The 16,025-nt window shown below is 62.4% G+C and carries 13 protein-coding genes and 1 pseudogene; 7 read left to right on the top strand and 7 right to left on the bottom strand.

Translation table 11 applies throughout. The annotated features are described in order from the left end of the window. Positions 1-386: 386 nt before the first annotated feature. The 5 genes and pseudogenes from G365_RS0100370 to G365_RS22520 all read left to right on the top strand — a co-directional run. Entirely contained in the window at positions 387-776 is a 390-nt protein-coding gene (locus tag G365_RS0100370) for a MerR family transcriptional regulator (RefSeq protein WP_026344975.1), read from the top strand. A 262-nt stretch (positions 777-1,038) separates the two neighbouring features. Beyond that, complete coding sequence (locus tag G365_RS0100365) at positions 1,039-2,181, top strand: thiolase family protein (RefSeq protein ID WP_019643510.1); 1,143 nt, start codon at positions 1,039-1,041, stop codon at positions 2,179-2,181. Between the two features lie 29 nt (positions 2,182-2,210). Beyond that, positions 2,211-4,553: a 3-hydroxyacyl-CoA dehydrogenase/enoyl-CoA hydratase family protein gene (locus tag G365_RS0100360; protein ID WP_019643509.1), complete on the top strand. Its 2,343-nt coding sequence runs from the start codon at positions 2,211-2,213 to the stop codon at positions 4,551-4,553. A gap of 120 nt (positions 4,554-4,673) precedes the next feature. Further along, on the top strand, positions 4,674-6,467 hold the full coding sequence (locus tag G365_RS0100355) for an acyl-CoA dehydrogenase C-terminal domain-containing protein (protein ID WP_019643508.1): 1,794 nt from the start codon (positions 4,674-4,676) through the stop codon (positions 6,465-6,467). A gap of 249 nt (positions 6,468-6,716) precedes the next feature. Next, positions 6,717-6,962 (top strand): annotated as a pseudogene (locus G365_RS22520) (transposase); the annotation flags it as partial. Between the two features lie 324 nt (positions 6,963-7,286). On the opposite strand, the gene G365_RS23705 reads toward G365_RS22520, so the two are convergent. The 6 genes from G365_RS23705 to G365_RS0100325 all read right to left on the bottom strand — a co-directional run bounded on the left by G365_RS23705 (position 7,287) and on the right by G365_RS0100325 (position 12,593). Continuing rightward, entirely contained in the window at positions 7,287-7,973 is a 687-nt protein-coding gene (locus G365_RS23705) for a hypothetical protein (protein WP_155976070.1), read from the bottom strand. Beyond that, positions 7,970-8,722, bottom strand: coding sequence for a J domain-containing protein (locus tag G365_RS23700; RefSeq protein WP_155976069.1), 753 nt, complete (start codon positions 8,720-8,722; stop codon positions 7,970-7,972). The genes G365_RS23705 and G365_RS23700 overlap by 4 nt, the downstream gene beginning before the upstream one ends. A 284-nt stretch (positions 8,723-9,006) precedes the next feature. After that, entirely contained in the window at positions 9,007-9,630 is a 624-nt protein-coding gene (gene ptuB, locus G365_RS0100340) for a retron Ec78 anti-phage system effector HNH endonuclease PtuB (RefSeq protein ID WP_019643505.1), read from the bottom strand. Next, on the bottom strand, positions 9,630-11,024 hold the full coding sequence (locus G365_RS19695; RefSeq protein ID WP_019643504.1) for an AAA family ATPase: 1,395 nt from the start codon (positions 11,022-11,024) through the stop codon (positions 9,630-9,632). Before G365_RS19695 ends, ptuB begins: the two co-directional genes overlap by 1 nt. Positions 11,025-11,093: 69 nt before the next feature. Continuing rightward, complete coding sequence (locus G365_RS0100330) at positions 11,094-12,056, bottom strand: 2-hydroxyacid dehydrogenase (protein WP_019643503.1); 963 nt, start codon at positions 12,054-12,056, stop codon at positions 11,094-11,096. Positions 12,057-12,188: 132 nt separating this feature from the next. Further along, the gene (locus tag G365_RS0100325) at positions 12,189-12,593 is read right to left on the bottom strand and encodes a tautomerase family protein (protein ID WP_019643502.1); all 405 of its coding nucleotides are present in this window, start codon (positions 12,591-12,593) and stop codon (positions 12,189-12,191) included. A 101-nt stretch (positions 12,594-12,694) separates the two neighbouring features. Here G365_RS0100325 and G365_RS19690 point away from each other — a divergent pair, with 101 nt between their 5' ends. Next, positions 12,695-13,627 (top strand): LysR substrate-binding domain-containing protein, encoded by a 933-nt coding sequence (locus G365_RS19690; protein WP_019643501.1) that lies wholly within the window; start codon positions 12,695-12,697, stop codon positions 13,625-13,627. Here the strand turns inward: G365_RS19690 and G365_RS0100315 are convergent. Next, positions 13,590-14,492, bottom strand: a complete 903-nt coding sequence (locus tag G365_RS0100315; protein WP_211217642.1) for a LysR family transcriptional regulator — start codon at positions 14,490-14,492, stop codon at positions 13,590-13,592. The two genes, G365_RS19690 and G365_RS0100315, sit on opposite strands and share 38 nt — an antisense overlap. A 236-nt stretch (positions 14,493-14,728) precedes the next feature. On the opposite strand from G365_RS0100315, the gene G365_RS0100310 reads away from it, so the two are divergent. Then, on the top strand, positions 14,729-16,006 hold the full coding sequence (locus tag G365_RS0100310) for an MFS transporter (protein WP_019643499.1): 1,278 nt from the start codon (positions 14,729-14,731) through the stop codon (positions 16,004-16,006). Positions 16,007-16,025: the final 19 nt, after the last annotated feature.

Genomic DNA, 16,025 nt, shown 5'->3' with positions numbered 1-16,025 from the left:
CGGTACGGCGGAGCCGTACCTCCGTTTGTTCGGTCCCTCAGGCGCCGGGCGGGCGCGTCCGCGCCCTTGGCTTACGCGCGAATGGTCGCGCGGGCCCTCAATGGGCCAGTCGGCCTGCACACAGCCCTCCGTTTGTTTGCCCCCCGTCGGCACCCTGCCGTCGGGGGGTTTTTCTATCGTCGCGTCGGCCTGCTTCCCCCGCGACAGCCCCCTGCCCATGCGGCTTCCTCACCTTCCCCTTACGGCAGGTGTCTCTCCTCTCGTCTTTTGCACTGCACTTGTGCTACGAAGAGGAATGTTAGGGCTTGACCATGACGTATACGTCACCCATTATACGGATAGGTCACTAACAGAGAGTCGCCTCACCCCATTCACGGGAGCATCCCTTGAGCGAGCAATTCTACACAGTGACCGAACTGGCGGACGAACTGGGCACCACCCCCCGGGCCGTGCGCTTTTATGAGACCAAAGGGCTGTTAAAGCCACGGCGGGCCGGATCGACGCGCATCTACACCCATAAGGACCGGGCGCGTCTGGTGCTGATCCTGCGTGGCAAGCGGCTGGGCTTCAGTCTGGCCGATATCAAGGAATACCTCGATCTGTACGTGGTCGATACCACCCAGACCGAACAGTTGACCCTGCTGCAGGGCAAGGTGCAGGCCCGTCTGGCCGATCTGCGCAAACAGCAGGAAGACCTGGAACAGACACTGTCGGAACTGAGCGAAATCAACCTGCTGGTTGAAGACGCCCTGCGGAACAAGAAGGCGGGACAATAACCCCGCCTGCCCTACCGCTCCGGCCGGGCCTGCCGCACAGGCCCCCGTCCTCCGCCGTTCCGGCGGTGCCTGTTCCTGCCGCTGCCCCCCCCTCCGGCCCTGCGCCGGGGGCTTTGCCACCGACCAACCCCCGGCCTTATCCGGGGGACGTCACCATAGGGAACATCCCCGCCGGGAAGAAACGCACCTTCCGGGGGAACTGCCGCCGGGCCCGCGCTGGCCCATACCGGCGGCACGTCATCGGGAAACGGAGTGAGACGGTATGAAAAACGTGGTTATCGCCGGTTATGCCCGGTCGCCCTTCCACCTCGCCAACAAGGGCGGCCTGACCAAGGTGCGGCCCGAGGATCTGGCCGGACAGGTGGTGAAGGCACTGGTGGACCGCACCGGGGTGAAGACCGATGATCTGGAAGACCTGATCGTCGGCAACGCCTTCCCGGAAGGGGAACAGGGCTTTAACGTCGCCCGCATCATCGGCTTTGTCGCCGGGCTGCCGCTGTCGATGGGCGCGGTCACCGTCAACCGCTTCTGCGGGTCGTCGATGCAGGCGGTGCATCAGGCTGCCGGGGCAATCCAGCTCGGCGCGGGAGACGCCTTCCTGTGCGCCGGGGTGGAAAGCATGACCCGGGTGCCGATCATGGGCTTCAACCCGATGCCGCATCCGGGGCTGTATACGTCTTACCCGCAGGCGTTTGTCGGCATGGGTGACACCGCCGAAAATCTGGCCGCCAAATACCAGATCAGCCGCGCCGATCAGGAAGCCTTTGCCGCCGCCTCGCACGCCAAGGCCGCCAAGGCGCAGGCCGAAGGCCGCTTTGACGCCGAAATGGTAACCATCACCGACGCCAAGGGCGCCCAGATCAGCGCCGACGGCTGCATCCGCCCGGAAACCACGGCAGAGACACTGGCCAGCCTGAAACCCGCCTTCAATGCCGAAGGCACCGTCACCGCCGGGACCTCTTCCCCCCTGACCGACGGGGCCGCCGCCGTTCTGGTGTGTTCGGAAGACTACGCCATGAAACACGGCCTGACCCCGCTGGCGCGGATCAAAAGCGTTGCCGTGTCGGGCTGCGCCCCGGAAATCATGGGCATCGGCCCGGTGGAATCCACCCGTAAGGCGCTGGCCCGCGCCGGGCTGACCGTTGCCGACATTGATATCATCGAGCTGAACGAAGCCTTCGCCAGCCAGTCTCTGGCCTGCATCCGCGATCTCGGCCTGCCGCTGGACCGTATCAACCTTGACGGCGGCGCCATTGCGCTGGGGCATCCGCTGGGTGCCACCGGGGCCCGCATCGTCGGTAAGGCCGCCAGCCTGCTGAAGCGCGAAGGCGGGCGGTATGCCCTTGCCACCCAGTGCATCGGCGGCGGTCAGGGCATCGCCACCGTTCTGGAAGCCGTGGCGTAACCGGCACCGGACGGGAAGGACCGAAATCAATGGAAACGACCATTAAAAAAGTCGCCGTCATCGGCGCGGGTGTGATGGGGGCCGGTATTGCCGCCCACGTCGCCAATGCCGGGGTGCCGGTGGTGCTGCTGGATATTGTTCCGGCCGGGGCCACCAACCGCAACGTGATTGCCGAAACCGCCGTCGAAAAGATGCTGAAGGCGGACCCGGCCCCGTTTATGTCCAAACGCTGCGCCCGCCTGATCACCACCGGCAATATCGAAGACAACCTCGACTTGCTGGCCGACTGCGACTGGATCGTCGAAGCGGTGATCGAACGGCTGGATATCAAGCAGGACCTGTACAAAAAGGTCGATGCCGTCCGCAAGGCCGGGTCGGTGGTGTCCTCCAACACCTCGACCATTCCGCTGGATCAGCTGACCGGCGGCCTGTCAGATGCCTTTAAGGCCGATTTCTGCATCACCCACTTCTTCAACCCGCCGCGCTACATGCGCCTGCTGGAAGTCGTGCAGGGCCCGCAGACCCGGGCCGATGCCATCAGCGCCGTGTCAGCCTTTGCCGATGTGCGGCTGGGCAAGTCGGTGGTGATGTGTAAGGACCGCCCCGGCTTTATCGGCAACCGCCTTGGCATCCTGTGGATTCTGGCCGCCACCGTCGAAGCCATCGACAACGGCCTGACGGTGGAAGAAGCCGACGCCATCATCGGCCGCCCGTTCGGCATCCCCAAGACCGGGGTGTTCGGCCTGATGGATCTGGTCGGGCTGGATCTGATGCCGCACGTGCTGGCGTCGATGGTCGGGTCGCTGCCCGCCGGGGACACCTTCCACATCCTCAACCGCGACCTTGACCTGATCAAAAAGATGATCGCCGACGGCTATACCGGCCGCAAGGGCAAGGGCGGGTTCTACCGCATCAACAAGGCCAACGGCGGCAAGGTGAAGGAAGCGGTGGACCTGAAGACCGGCGAGTACCGGGTTTCGGTCAAGCCGCAGCTCGCCTCGATCTCCGCCGCCAATGAAGCCGGGAAGAAGGCTGCCGCCGCCCTGCTGGCCCATGCCGACCGGGGCGGGGTCTACGCCCGCCGGGTCATGGCCCGCACGCTGGCCTATGCCGCCTCTCTGGTGCCCGATGTCACCGACAGCGTCGCTGATATCGACGAGGCAATGCGCCTTGGTTACAACTGGAAATTCGGCCCGTTTGAGCTGATCGACAGCATCGGGGCGGAAGCCCTGATCGCCATCCTGACCGCTGAAGGGATGGAGGTTCCGCCGTTCCTGTCCGCCGCCACCGGCAAGACCTTCTATAAGGTCGAAGACGGCAAGCGCTATGAACTGCGCCGTGACGGATCCTATGCCGAGCTGAAGCGCCCCGATGGCGTGCTGATGCTGGAAGACATCAAGCGCACCGCCAAGCCGCTGCTGAAAAACGGCTCCGCCGCCCTGTGGGATATCGGCGACGGCGTGGTGTGCCTTGAGTTCACCTCGAAGATGAATGCGCTGGACCCCGATATCCTCAAGCTGATCGGGCAGGCGGTGAAGCTGGTGCCGCAGAAAGGCTATAAGGCGCTGGTGGTTTATAACGAGGGATCAAACTTCTCGGTCGGGGCCAACCTCGGGCTGGCGATTTTTGCCGCCAACATCGCGGCGTGGCCGATCATTGAAGAGATGGTCGAAGGCGGGCAGAAGGCCTATATGGCCCTGAAGCGCGCCCCCTTCCCGGTGGTGGGGGCCCCCAGCGGCATGGCCCTTGGCGGCGGCTGCGAAATCCTGCTGCACTGCGATGCGGTGCAGGCCCATGCCGAGACCTATATGGGTCTGGTGGAAGTGGGCGTCGGCCTGATCCCCGGCTGGGGCGGCTGTAAGGAAATGCTGCACCGTCTGTCAAAGGCAAAGATGCTGCCGCGCGGGCCGATGCCTGCCGTTGCCAAGGCGTTTGAGACCATCTCCACCGCCACCGTTGCCAAGTCGGCGATGGATGCGCAGGAGAAGAGCTTCCTGCGCGAAACCGACGGCATCACCATGAACCGCTACCGCCTGCTGGCCGATGCCAAGGCAAAAGCGCTGGCACTGGTGGAGGGCTATACCCCCGCCGAGCCGGTCGAGTTCCGCCTGCCCGGCCCGTCCGGCAAGGTGGCGCTGGAAATGGCGCTGGGGCAGTTCCGCCGCATGGGCAAAGCCACACCGCATGACGAAGTGGTGTCGCTGCATCTGGCAACGATCCTTTCCGGCGGGGCCACCGACCATACCGAGGTGCTGAAGGAAGAGGACATTCTGGCGCTGGAACGCAAGGCGTTCATGGCGCTGGTGCGCCACCCCGGCACACTGGCCCGCGTGGAACACATGCTGCTGACCGGCAAGCCGCTGCGCAACTGATGCCCCGGACGGGGTGAGCCGCGGCACGGCGGATGCGGGACAGGGACTGGCCCCCTGCCCCGCCCGCCTGCCGCCCGGCACCCCCGCTGTTCCCGCCACGTTTTAGGGAGACCCCCCACCATGGCCGCCTATAAGGCTCCCCTGCGCGACATGCGCTTTGTGATGAACGAACTGTTCAGCGGCACCACGCTGCACCAGCTGCCCGGGTATGAAGACATGACCCCGGACGTGATTGACGCGGTGCTGGAAGAAGCCGCCAAAATCTGCGAACAGGTGCTGCACCCGATCAACCGCTCCGGCGATGAAGAGGGCTGCACCTATGAAAACGGGGTGGTGCGCACCCCCACCGGTTTTAAGGAAGCCTACCGGACCTTCTGCGAAGGCGGCTGGACCTCCATCGCCTGCAAGCCGGAGTTCGGCGGTCAGGGCATGCCCAAGCTGGTCAACAGCATGGTGGAAGAGATGATCTGCTCTTCCAACCTGTCGTTCGGCATGTATCCGGGCCTCAGCCACGGGGCCTATGTGGCGCTGGAAGCCTATGGCGCTGAAGAGCTGAAGCAGCAGTACCTGCCGAAGATCGTTTCCGGCGAATGGTCCGGCACCATGTGCCTGACCGAACCGCACTGCGGCACCGACCTCGGCATGATCCGCACCAGGGCGGAACCGCGCGGCGACGGCAGCTATGCCATCACCGGCACCAAGATCTTCATCTCCGCCGGGGAACATGACCTGACCGGCAACATCATCCATCTGGTGCTGGCCAAACTGCCGGATGCACCGGAAGGGGCGAAGGGGATCTCGCTGTTTCTGGTGCCGAAGTTCCTGCCCGATGCCAATAACGAACCCGGCCAGCGCAACGGCGTGATGTGCGGGGCGATTGAACATAAGATGGGCATCAAGGCCTCCGCCACCTGCGTGATGAACTTCGACGGGGCCACCGGCTGGCTGGTCGGGCAGCCGCATAAGGGCATGCAGGCGATGTTCGCGATGATGAACACCGAGCGGCTGGCCGTCGGCGTGCAGGGGCTGGGGCTGGGCGAGGCCTCTTATCAGGGGGCGCTGGCCTATGCGAAGGACCGGCTTCAGGGCCGTTCGCTGACCGGCACCAAAAACCCGGAGGCCAAGGCCGACCCGATTCTGGTCCATCCCGATGTGCGGCGTATGCTGCTGACCCAGAAGGCGACCATGGAAGGGTCGCGGGCACTGGTCGGCTGGGTGGCGCAGGCCCTGGACCTTGCCAATCACCACCCCGACCCGGCGGTGCGGCAGGAATCTGAAGATCTGGTGGCGCTGCTGACCCCGATCGTCAAGGCGCTGCTGACCGATCTGGGCTACGAGGCGACCAATATCGGCGTGCAGGTTTACGGCGGCCACGGCTACATCCGCGAATGGGGCATGGAGCAGTACATCCGCGATGCCCGCATTGCCCAGATTTATGAAGGCACCAACGGCATTCAGGCGCTGGATCTGGTCGGGCGTAAGATGCCGGCCAACGCCGGGCGCTCGCTGCGGCGGTTTTTCCACCCGGTGGCGGAGTATCTGGAAGCCAAAGGCGATGACGACGAGATGGAAGAATTCGTCCTGCCGCTGGCCAAGGCCTTCACCCGCCTGCAGCAGGCCACCGGCGCGGTGGCGCAGAAGGGCATGGTCAACCGCGACGAAGCCGGGGCGGCGGCAACCGATTACCTGCGCCTGTTCGGCCTGACCGCGCTGGCCTATCTGTGGTGCCGCACCGTTGATGTCGCCCGCGCCAGACTGGCCGAAGGGGCCAACGGCGATGCGGCCTTCTATGAAGCGAAGATCAAGACCGCCCGGTTTTACATGCAGCGGGTGCTGCCGCAGACCGGGGCGCTGTTCTCCTGCATCATGGCCGGTGGCAAGTCGATGATGGACTTCGCCGACGACGAGTTCTGAGTGTTGATATGAGTTTCCGCCGGGGCGTATACCCCCGGCGGGGATCCGGCCCGAGACTGCCCGGGCCACTCCGCCACGGCTCACCCCCATCGAGCCAAAGCGGACAGACTGCACCCCCGCCCCTGAGCAGCAACAGGGGCGGGGCTTTTTTTGCTTGGGGTGGTGGGGAACCGTGCGGGTATTTGACTTGAGGGCGAAGACGACTTCACGATCAGTGTCAGTGACCTGCCTTCGGAAATTTCCTCCCGTTTGAAGGAGAGTTCGGCCTATCAGAGGACGGACGATAGGAAGCGCAGCCGGTTTTCCGAGGAACAGATCATCGGCATCCTGAAAGAGTCGAAAACGGGGGCGGCGGCGGAGAACGTATGCCGTCGTCATGGCATATCGAGCGCCACCTTCTACAAATGGAAGACCAAGTATGGCGGCCTGGACGTGTCGGAGGCTCGGCGGCTGAAGGCGCTTGAGGATGAGAACGCCCGGCTGAAGAAGCTGCTGGACAGATTGCAGACTGCACCGAGGCCGACGCATTGATCGACGGCCCCGGCGAAGGCGATATTCTGTTGGCCAATAAGGGCTATGACAAGTGCGCGGAGAACGATCTGACTGCAGTAAAATTCGCAGCAACCAGACTTTAGCGCAACAAGAGCTTATGAATCCATACCTTAGAGCCGTACGGCGATGCTGAAGGCAGCATCGCCGTTACAAAATCCTCAAAACGATCCGACTATACACATTGACACCACACCTCTAACTTTAGATTCTGGACTACTCAAAAAAATAAAAATTGATACATTGACAGAACATATAAATAAAATTTCCCTAAAAATCATTAGGTGAAATATTTTTTGTTTTCATATTTCCATCTTTTCTTAAAATTAACTCAACCGCATAACCAGAAACGCTTCCATTTTTTATATAAAAACTCATATCTCTATCAGCTTCACTATACATTGTTTCAGGACCAAATAAATTTTTGTATCCATACCAAGAATCACCAACAGCATATCTTAACCGATAGACACCCAAGGGCACATCCACCCGAAACTCATCACCTCCGTTGATGAAAAATGTCATTGCAGTCTTATTATTTTCAATATCTACAAGTTTTATATAATATTTCCCCGACCCTTGAGGCGTTTTAATTTTCAAAGGAGCCATTCTCTCTTTTGTACTTAAAACCTGATCAACACCTGTTTTAAAAGGCAGAGAGGGCGGCAAAGATGGTGGTGCCTTAGAAGCTTCACTCGCGGCCCCCAATATTGCGACCCTATCACTAGTCTTTATACTCCTCTTAAATTCTTCGATAATAAAGGTAGATGAGTAAAAACAAAACGCAACGGCGATTAAAATAAACCAATGCTTCCATTGAGGCATAGATTTTATTTCAGAGTAAAATTTTGTTGACATCAAAATAAAACCGCAGTCGTCACAGACATAATTTTTATTTTCTGATTTTAAGTCAACTCTATTTATAGACATACAATTAGAGCATTTTATTTCCATCATTTCTTCACCGCAAAATTTTTCAACACTGAATAAGACTGATTAATTTTTTTAGCTATTTCTTCGTAATGAGATGCAATTTCTGGGGATTCCTCAGAAATTTTATCCGGATGAAATTTTGCCATTTTTTCTCGATACGCTTTTTTAACGTGTTCAAAATCCTCTGGCATTTCCTCGAACCCAAAAATTGCCAAAGCACTTTTAAGTTCTGAATTCATCGACGGCTTAATTGGCGCCTCATCACTCCCACGCGCCCGTGCCCCGCCCCCTTGCGCTTCTTCATATCGCCTAACCTGCTCTTCTAATTCAGGAAAAGGGTATCCCCACCCTTGATTAGAAGACATCCTGTTTGCGAATTGAAACAAGAAAGCCCGCCTCAACTTTTTATCGAGGTCCCGGACTCCTAGGACGGGAAACCATTTCCCCCCAAGGGAACCATCAAATAGAAAGCTCACTCGGAGCGCTTCATCTGCCTTAAGGGGAACCCCAAGATATAGCCGGGTGTAAAAAAACGCAGGAATCCATGACTGGAATATCGTTTTCTTAAAAAGATCTGTAACAAAATAAAAAATAACAATAGAAATAAAAAATTCAATTATATAAATAAAATAATTATCTTTATAGCCATATAAATTTATCACACTATTAATTAACCCAAAAATAGCAAACAGATAAATAATATTTATTAATGATAAAAAAAAGAAGGCGATGTTAAACAAAAAATAAAAAACTTTACATACATTTGTTCTCATTTTTTTAAGATGCTCTCAATTGGATGTGATAAAAGCACTCTCATTGCAGCCACATAAAATTAACTTAAACCCTTCGAGAGAAAGGGCTTATCCACTCACGTCATCCCACCTATGATAGTTTAGAAACTTCACTTTCCCCAAATTTTTTTCGCAAAATAGATACAATTTTATATAAATGGCATACTTAATTTAATAACAAATAATATAGATCTTTATATACAATGAATTAAAGACGAACAGAGAACGTGTGACACACGACACCCAGCTCTCTTTGCCCTGCCCCCCTACTCCCCCCGCAGCACCTGCCGCACGGCGGTCGGGAACGGGCCGTCTTCTGACAGGCGCAGCACGTCATCCAGCAGCAGCTCGATCTCCGGCTCCGGGAAGCCGTGGCGGAGGATGTCGTCCATCAGCGCCGCGTACTGTTGCAGCAGGCTGCGCCGTGCTGCCCGCACCCCGCCATCCAGATTCAGCACGCGGATGGTTTCTGCCGCCCGGTGGCGGTCGGCGGCGGGCAGGCCGTGGCGGGGGCTGACCCCGCCGTGGAAGTCAAACACCAGAAAATGCTCCGGGTCTTCGGCATCCGGTTTGATCAGGTCTTCGGGCTCGTACGGTTTGCCCTCGGCATCCTTATAATGCCCGCACGACCCCTGCGACTGGCAGGAGCCGAACAGGTTATCCCACGCAAAGGTCAGATCCGGGGCGACGCTGCGGGCGCGGAAGTGTTCGATGTGGCGTCTGCCGCTTTCCAGATCCCGCTCGCAATACGCGCAGCGGCCCTGCTGCATCCGGTCCAGTTCCGCCCAGATCCGCTTTTTATCGGCGGAGGAGACACTGTCCCAGCGGTGATGGCCGGGGCGGTACCCGGCCAGACAGGCCGGGGCCGGGCCACGGGTCAGCGACCGCATCAGTCTGCGCCCTCCGGCGTCTGCGGTTGCCCCGGCCCTTTCAGAGTGCGGCGGTTTTTGAATGTCTGCAACCGGATCCAGCGGTCACAGTCCTGCATCACCGGGTGAGTTTCGCCGAAGTGACCGATCAGTCTGGCCCGCAGGCCGCGCCCCTCTTCGCCGTCGTGCTGATCCTGCTGGATCAGGGCCGCGTAGCGGGCGACGTCCTGCGCCTCCGGCACCGGGGGGATCGGGTCCACCCCCATAATGGCGGTGAGAATGTCAGAGCTGGCCACCCCCAGCGTCTGCGCAAAGCCCTGCCGCACCGTGCTGACCCAGTCGCCGCTGTCGCTGTCGAAGTCTTCGGTCAGCAGGCGGATGCAGTCGGCCTGCACACTGCTGAGGACCTGCGGACTGTGGGTGGACACAATGAACTGAAGGCGCGGAAACGCCCGCCGCAGGGCTGACAGCACCTGTTGTTGCCAGGCCGGATGCAGGTGCAGATCGACCTCGTCAATCAGCACGATGCCCGGTGTTTCCGTCACCGCCCGCCGCCCGAGAAAGCCGTTCAGCCGTACGCAGCGGAAGGCGATATCGGCGACCAGCGCCACCATCGCCCGCACCCCGTCGGACAGCAGCGTCACCGGCATCACCCCGGTGGCGGGGCTGAACATCACCAGTTCTTCGTAGGAAAAACTGTAGTGGAAGCGCGACCAGCCTTCCTGCGCCAGCACCGCATCGACCGCCTCTTCCACCGCTGCCAGCCGGTCGGCCCACACCGTGCCGTCACCGGGCTGTTGCCCGACCGCACGTTCCTGTTGCCCCACGACGCGTTCCTGCTGCATGGCCATGGTGGCGCGGGTCATCCACGCCTGACACTGCGCGTAGTTGGAGGAGGAGCTGAAACAGTCCTCGTACCCGACGGTGCGGTCTTCGCTGACCACCCGTTTCCGGTCCGGGGTTTTCTGGGTCTTCCACAGGCGGGCGGTGCCGTATCCGGCAATCAGCGGCAGCACCACATCCGCCCCCGCCCGCACCTGCTGCTGAAGGGCCTCGCCCAGCGCCGCCAGGGCCTGCGCGTCTTTGACCGTGGTCTTGCTTTTCGGCCCGGTCAGCGCCCGCATCACCGTCAGCGCCGGATCGCTGAAGGTGGCGGTCACCTCCACCGGATACTGGGGGATCACCTCCGGCCCATCCTTGCGACGGCGGAACCGCGCATCGTGGCGGTCAATCTGCGGGGCACGGCCAAAGTCAAAGGCCCCGACAAACGGCCCCAGCGCAATCGCCACCCCATCCAGCACCGATGTCTTGCCGAGGCCGTTTTTGGCGACGATCACCGTCATCTGCGGATGAAACGCCATCCGCAGGGACGGAAACCGCCGGAAATTACTGAGGGTCAGGGACTGAAGGATCACAGGGGGCCTCCGGGACGCAGAAGGCCCTAACCCTAACGCAGAGCGCGGGGGTGTGAAACCCTCCGCCGGTCATACCGGCGCCTGATGGGGAACCGGGTTCGGCACCGCCTGACCGGCGAAGAAGGCTGCCAGATTGGCCAGCACCATGTCTTCCTGCGCATCGCGGGCGCTGGTGCTGGCATAGGCGATATGCGGGGTCAGGATCAGGTTGGGGGCTGTCAGCAGCCGTTCCGGCACCTGTGGTTCCGTCTCCAGCACATCCAGCGCCGCCCCGGCGATGGTGCCCTGCTCCAGCGCCTCAGCCAGCGCGTCAGCGTCCACCATTGATCCCCGTGCCACGTTGATCACATGGCCCTGTGGCCCCAGTGCCGCCAGCAGAGCCCGGTTGACGGTGTGGCGGTTGGTGGCATCGGCGCGCACCGCCACCACAAAGATGTCCGCCCACTCTGCCAGTGCCAGCGGACTGTCTTTATACAGGTATGGCACCCCGGCCTTCGGGCTGCGGCTGTGATAGGCGATCTGCATATCAAAGGCGGCGGCGCGGGCGGCGACTTTTTCGCCGATCGCGCCATAACCGTAAATACCCAGCCGGGTGTCGGTCAGGCCCGGTACGGCGGGCAGACTGACCAGACTGTTGCCACCCCAGCGCCCGTCACGGACGAAGCGGTCAGCGGCCACGATCTGACGGGCCGAGGCCAGCACCAGCCCCATGGCGAAATCGGCGACGCTGGCCGCATTGGCCCCGGGGCTGTGGGTGACTGTCACCCCCCGCGCCGCCGCCGCCGGAAGATCGACCCCTTCATAGCCGGTGCCGAAGAAAGCGACGATGCCCAGCCCCGGCAGGGCTTCCAGCAGGGCGCGGTCGGTGGGCAGGCCGCCCTTGGTGATCAGGGCCGCCGCCTGCCCCGCCCCCGGTGGCAGGGCATCAGCGGCGGAGCGGGTCAGCGGGCCGAGCACGGTGTAGTGCCCGGCCAGCAGGGCCTTGAACCGGGGGGAAAAATCACAGGCCAGCAGAACGGTGGGTCTGGACACGGGGGAGTCTCCATCACAGTGGACGGTCAGCCTATGTCATTCCCGCCCCGGCCGTCAGGCCAGAAGCGATGCCGCTGCGTCATGGCTGCCATGTCCCCCCCCAGTTTCAGCCGTGGTTAGCTTCAGCGGTGGTCAGTCCGTGCCCCGCTGCTGGGCCAGCGCCATGGCAAACACGCCGTTGCCGACGCTCCAGTCGGAATAGTCATTTTCGTGCATGAAGATAAACACATCCTTCGGCGAGACCGCCGCCCGGGCCTCAAGGTTGGCGGCAATGGCGGCATACAGCGCCCGCTTCATCGCATCACTGCGGCCCCGGCGCAGGGTGATTTCCACCACCACCACGGCGTCAGAGCGGGCGATGCCGTTAAAGCGGCGGTCGCAGAAAAACTGCCCGGGGGCATAGGGGCTGACCAGATTGAACAGTTCGTCTTCCGGCATGCCGATGGCAGACACCAGCGCATCGTGAATACCCATCACAATGGCCCCGGTGCGCTGCGGGTCGGTGGCCGCAGGAACAGCGGTGCGGATAAAGGGCATGGTTTTCTTTCCTGTAAGGGGATCAATGCCCGCTGATTAAGCCCGAAAACCGCCGGTTTCCCTATTGACGGCTGCGCCGTCTGTTTGTGATCTTAACTCACATGAGACACCGCAAAGCCCTGCCCGTCGCCGCCCTGCGCGCCTTTGAGGCCGCCGCCCGCCTTGGCCGCCTGACCGCCGCCGCCGAAGAACTGGCGGTCACCCATGGCGCGGTCAGCCGCCACGTCAGCCATCTGGAAGCCCTGCTCGGCACCCCGCTGTTTGAAGGCCCCCGCAACCGCCCCCGGCTGACGGCGGAAGGCCGGGTCTTCGGCACCGCCCTGACCGCCGCCTTTGATCAGATCGAAGACGCGGTGCGCATCATCGCCAAAGGCGACGACACCCTGCTGGATGTCGCCTGCCTCAGCACATTTGCCATGCGCTGGCTGATCCCGCGCCTGCATGACTTCAGCACCCGGCACCCGCGCTATAATGTGCGGCTGGCCACCGACGATCGCAGCCCGCAGACGGCTGCCGATGCCCGGATCACCGTTGTTCCGCCCGGCACCGCCCTGCCCGACCGATGCACCCCCCTGTTTGAGGAACGGCTGGGGGTGGTCCTCGCCCCCGGGCTTGCCGCGAAACCGGCAGACATCGCGGCCCTGCCCCGGCTGGAAAGCCGCACCCGCCCGCAGGTGTGGCAGGAATGGTTCCGTCTTCTGGGCGCAGCCGATGCGCCACCACCGACGGCAAGCCGGGTGTTTGACCATTACCATCTGGCGCTGGAAGCCGCCCTGACCGGGCTGGGGGCCGCCGTTGCCCCGTGGCATCTGGTGGCGGCGGATGTCCGCGCCGGGCGGCTGCTGGCACCGCTGGGGTTCCGGGTCAGCGGCTACCGCTACGCGGTGCAGACCGACCGGCCCGACCGGCCAAAAGTCCGCCACTTTGTCGGCTGGCTCCAGGATCAGGCCGGGCAGGATGCTTCCCCCCCGGATATCGCCCCCGATATGGCAGCCGTCACAGAAGTTTCGGCATCTCCTGCCGGATCATCCTGAGGAAAGCCCGCAGCCGCGCCGGGTAATAACTGGCATAGGGGTACACCAGATGCACCGGCAGCGGGTCAGCCTGCCAATCCGGGGCCAGATGCACCAGCCGCCCGGCGGCCAGATCCTCCAGCACCGCCCAGCGCGACACCACCGCCGCCCCCAGCCCGGTCAACGCCACCCGATGCACGGCATACAGGCTGTCGGTGGCGAAGCGGGGCTGAATGGCAAAGCGCCGGGTTTCCTGCCCGCCGCAGCGGTGCAGGGCGACCTCGGCCCGGTAAAAGGTGCTCAGGGCCAGCCACGGCAGCGTCGCCAGATCCTCCGGCCCGGTCACCGGGCCGTGGCGGGCCAGCAGAGACGGGGCCGCCACCACAATGCGCGGCACCTGCCCGATCGGCACCACCACCGAGGCCGGGTCGGTGGTCTCGCCCACCAGAACGGCGCAGTCGATGTTGTCCGCCATGAAGTTGGGGCTGCGGTCATTCAGCACCCAGTCCACCGACAGGCCGCCGTGGCGGAACAGCAGCTCGGTCAGCGGGCCAATCAGCTGGTCCTGCCCGAAAGCGTGCGGAGCCCGGACCCGCAGCAGCCCCTGCGGCTCCTCCTCTCCGCCGGACAGGTCATCGCGCAGGGCCGACCAGCCATCGCTGACCGCCCGGGCGTGGCGGTAACAGCGTTCCCCGTCGTCGGTCAGCTTCATGGCATGGGTGGTGCGCTTGATCAGCTCCACCCCCAGCAGGGCTTCCAGCGCCTTCAGGCGGCGGCTGACCGTCGGCTGGGTGGTGCGCAACTGCCGCGCCGCCGCCGACAGGCTGCCGCTTTCGACGATCCGGATAAAGGTCTGTAACAGGCTTATACGGTCAGCGGCGTCCATCGCAACCCCCATCATACGCATGACGTATGACAGTTGTACCGCCCCAATGACTACAGGGCCAGCCAAAACAGCCGTAAACATACTGCCACGACGGCCCAGTCGGCCCTTCGGGCCTTGTTTTGTTATGTCCCTCACACGCCGGGCGCGGACATCCGTCCGCTTGGCTTACGCGCGAATGGTCGCGCGGGGCCTCAACGGCCCAGTCGGCCCTTCGGGCCTCCATAGGACTCCCCGCCATGACCCCATCCCCCGCCATCACCGCCGCCCCGCCAGCCCCATCCCGCCCGCTGATCCTGACGCTGGCCGCCGGGGCCGGGTTTGCCGTTGCCTCCCTCTACTATGCCCAGCCGGTGTTGCAGCGCATCACCGATGACCTGCATCTGACCGTGCCGCAAAGCGGCCTGATCCCCACCCTGACCCAGATCGGCTATGCCGCCGGTATCTTTCTGCTGCTGCCGCTGGGCGACCGCTATGACCGCCGCACCCTGATTGTGCTGAAAGCGCTGGCGCTGGCGCTGATGCTGGGGCTGTGCAGTCTGGCCCCCGGCCTGAACACCCTGCTGCTGACCAGCTTTCTGATCGGCGTCACCGCCACCATGGCGCAGGATATCGTGCCCGCTGCCTCCATCCTCGCCCCGGCCGGGCAGCAGGGGCGCACCATCGGCACGGTGATGACCGGGCTGACCGCCGGAATCCTGCTGTCGCGCACCGTTTCCGGCGTGGTCGGTGAACATTTCGGCTGGCGGGCCATCTATCTGATTGCCGCGGCCCTGCTGCTGGTGATGGCCGGGGTGCTGTGGCGGATGCTGCCCCGCTTCAAGGCACAGTCCACCCTGTCGTATCCGGCGTTGCTGCTGTCCCTCGGCGGGTTGTGGAAGACCCATCCCCCCCTGCGCCGGGCGGCGCTGACCACCGCCGTGCTGTCGGTCGCCTTCTCCGCCTTCTGGTCAACGCTGGCCCTGATGCTGCACCAGCGGCATGGGCTGGGCAGCGATATCGCCGGGGCTTTCGGGCTGGCCGGGGCCGCCGGGGCCATTGCCGCCCGGATGGCCGGGGCCCTGTCTGACCGCATCGGCACCCACCGCGTCACCCGGCTGGCCGCCGGGCTGGTGACGGCATCCTTCCTTGCCATGGGCACGGCGGAAGCCCTGCCGATGACCGCCCAGCTGGCCGTGATCGCCTTTGCCACCGTCACCTTCGACCTTGGCTTTCAGTCCAGCCTTGTCGCCCATCAGACACTGGTTTACAGCCTTGATCCCGCAGCCCGGGGCCGCCTGAATGCCGTGCTGTTCACCGTGATGTTCAGCGGGATGGCCCTTGGCTCGGTGCTGGGAACGCAGGCGCTGGCGCTGGCCGGATGGCCGGGCGTGATCGGTCTGACCGTGCTGGCCAGCGGCACCGGCCTGCTGCTGCGCCTGACCGCCCCCACCCCGGTTTCTGTGACCCCGGTTTCTGCTGCCCCGGCCTCGGCTGCCCCCCTGAAAGAGGCCGAAGCCGAAGCCTTAGAAGCCTGAACAGCCACAGGAAAACACC

The organism is Novispirillum itersonii subsp. itersonii ATCC 12639, from assembly GCF_000381985.1.
Lineage (GTDB): Bacteria > Pseudomonadota > Alphaproteobacteria > Rhodospirillales > Rhodospirillaceae > Novispirillum > Novispirillum itersonii.
The sequence above is the reverse complement of the archived record's forward strand: the minus strand, read 5'-3'. Positions and strand labels throughout refer to the sequence as shown.